General features: G+C 30.3%; 4 protein-coding genes. 2 read left to right on the plus strand and 2 right to left on the minus strand.

Translation table 11 applies throughout. From position 1 onward, the window contains the following. Together ACIQ56_RS16385 and ACIQ56_RS16390 are read left to right on the plus strand one after the other, a co-directional pair. Positions 1-98 (plus strand): integrase core domain-containing protein (locus tag ACIQ56_RS16385; protein WP_397602112.1); only part of this gene is annotated, 98 nt, incomplete at its 5' end. A 424-nt stretch (positions 99-522) separates the two neighbouring features. Next, positions 523-1,209 (plus strand): hypothetical protein, encoded by a 687-nt coding sequence (locus ACIQ56_RS16390; protein ID WP_397602109.1) that lies wholly within the window; start codon positions 523-525, stop codon positions 1,207-1,209. A gap of 45 nt (positions 1,210-1,254) precedes the next feature. On the opposite strand, the gene ACIQ56_RS16395 is transcribed toward ACIQ56_RS16390, so the two are convergent. Together ACIQ56_RS16395 and ACIQ56_RS16400 are read right to left on the minus strand one after the other, a co-directional pair. Further along, positions 1,255-2,109, minus strand: a complete 855-nt coding sequence (locus ACIQ56_RS16395; protein ID WP_397602110.1) for a ParA family protein — start codon at positions 2,107-2,109, stop codon at positions 1,255-1,257. Positions 2,110-2,118: 9 nt separating this feature from the next. Beyond that, positions 2,119-2,812 (minus strand): lysophospholipid acyltransferase family protein (locus tag ACIQ56_RS16400; RefSeq protein ID WP_397602111.1); only part of this gene is annotated, 694 nt, incomplete at its 5' end.

Below are 2,812 nucleotides of genomic sequence, written 5' to 3' on the forward strand. Positions count from 1 at the left end.
TAGAGCATTTAGAGGAATGGTTTTATGATTATAATCATCATGCACCCCATTCCGGGCTTGCAATGATGAGTCCAATACAGTATCAAAATTCACATTAATTATGTGTCAACTCAAATGGGGTCCATAGCAGTTTTGTAATTTAATAAAAGAAGTATCTATTTAAAATTAAATTATTAATATTTATAAATAACTTTCTAGATTAAAATCGGAATTCATTATATTAAAAATTTATATAAGTATTATTTTATAGAAATAATTCAATAATTATGAAAAATATTATATTATTTCTGGTTACGATATTTTATACTAGTATGTAAAATAATTGCTTTTATAATCTTAATGAAGAATTTTATCAAGTATTATCTTTGTCTTACATAAAAAATAAGAATGTGGCTTTTAATTGCAAAGTCACGAAACCGTAATCTGAGCCGATGTATAATGAATTGTGTTTGTATTCATTTTATTCATTTTTTTATGTGTTAACAGATACATATTTAAAAATATAAAATTTCTGAGGTTATTGTGTCTTTATTTTTAGAAAATAATAAATTTTTAAAAGTTTTAATATCTTTTATTATTGTTATTACTGTTTCTAGTTGTAGTAAATCTTTTTTAAACCCACAGCCAAAATCAATGGATAGAATGGGTTCTGGAGGTACAACTTTAAATGTAATTTATGCTAATGATCTTGTTACAAGTGTCAGCAGAGAAGATTGCAAAGAAACTGTAAATTCAAATAATTGTCTTTTTTTTAAGGATAGTGATGCCACTCCTTTAAAATCTTTTAATTCGGGCAATATTGCTGCTGAACTAAAAGAGGGTCCCATTTATTTTATTATTCCAAATCAAAATAATGTTATTTCTCCTGTTAATATGACTTATTATAATGATCCGAATGCAATATCGAAAACAACAAGTACAGAGGTTCGAGTAAAACTTTTTCATAAAGAAAGTGGTAGGTTTAAAGAAATTGTATTATCAGCCCAAAGATATATACATTATGAATCCTATACCGAACTAAATAATATCGCAATTTTACATGATCCTGAAGTAGCATATTTAATTGTTTCTTTTGATATTCTAAAAAATCCTTCATTAAAATCGGGAAGCTATGAAGGGGAGTTTTTAGCACAAGGAAAATCTCCACTTTCTGTTCATGCGGATTATTCTAAAGAAATTAAAGTAAAAGTATTTATAGATATAAAATAACTTTATTATTTTATATCTTAATGGAACACTCGTTATAATATAAAATTAATTATGAATTCTTGGTTCTTCAGTAGATTGTTGTTTTGCTTGAATGTTTTTTAGTTCATTTTGTGGATCTAAATTATTTTCACTCTTATCTAACTCATCAAATAACCCAAAAAGTGCTTGGCTTACAGGATGATCCGGATATCCAATAACAATAGGTTTTACTTCGGAATGGGATTCACGAACTTTTATGCTTGTAGGAATATAAGGTTCAAGAACCTGATACCCTATTTTTTTTAATTCTTGAATAATTCCTAAAGAGTGTTTCGTTCCTTTTTGATATTGATTAACAACAATTCCTTTTACAATTAAATTTGGATTATGGTCTTGTTTCACTTCATCTATAGTTTGTTTTATTTCTTGAGCAGCGCGAATGCTAAAGGCGTCACAATCAATCGGAATAATAATTTCTGTTGCCGCAATGAGACAAGCTAAACTAAAAAAATCATTCGCAGGTGGTGGATCTAAATAAACATGATCGTATGTATTATTTTTTAATCCATCTTTTAATTTCATTATTTTATGTTTATTTTCTAGTTTTGTTCTAAGCTCTTCTAATTCTCTATTGCAAGCAACTAAGTGTAAATTTGGAATACGTGTTTGAGAAGTGATATATTCAAAAATAGATTGTCTAAATATATTTAAATGTAAACAACTTTCATAATAATGCGTTAATGATTTTTCAGGTTGTTTATTTGATCCTAAAATATAGCAAGAAGCATTTCCTTGAGGGTCTGAATCAATGAGTAATGTTCTTTTTCCACGGATAGCAGAACATGCTGCTAAATTAACAGCAATTGTTGTTTTCCCTACGCCACCTTTTTGATTGTAAATAACTCTTATTTTTTGAGACATTTAAACCCCTTATCCAAGCCAAATACTGCGTCTATTTTTTAATTTATCTACTATCGTATCTTGAATTTGTTCTTTCACCATTTTACTCATTTTATAAACAAGTACACGATCTTTTTCTGCTCCTGGTCCAAAATTGGAAAAGTCAATTTGCGGCAAGATATGTATGCTCCATTTGCTTGGAAGCGGGATTAATCCGAATGGGCCGAGCCATGGAAAAGTCCATGTAATTGGTGTGTAAGGAACACCTATCATTCTTGAAAAAGTAGTTTCACGGGCCAGCATAGGATGAATTTCTTCAGGCCCTATAAAGGCAACGGGCACCAAAGGAGCTCGGGTTCTTAAGCATAACCGAATAAATCCTCCTCTTCCAAAACGTGCTAAGTGATATTTGTCGCGATAAAGTTTTCCAAGGCCTTTTACTCCTTCTGGAAAAACAACGACAGGATGGTTGTTTTCAAGAAGTTGTTGTGCATTTTCTTGGCTTGCACGCACACCACCAAATCGATTCATTAAAGAACCTAAAAAGGGAAAGTGAAATAAAAAGTCTTCCACCATAAAGCGCAATTCTCTGTGCATATGATGTTCTTTTTGGATTGCTACTTTAAGCATAGTAGCGTCGTAAGGTAACCCTCCGGAGTGATTTCCAACTAAAAGTGCAGGTCCATTTGAAGGAATATTCGATATCCCATAAGTTTCTACTCGC

The sequence above is a fragment of the Silvanigrella sp. genome, assembly GCF_044369315.1.
GTDB lineage: Bacteria > Bdellovibrionota_B > Oligoflexia > Silvanigrellales > Silvanigrellaceae > Silvanigrella.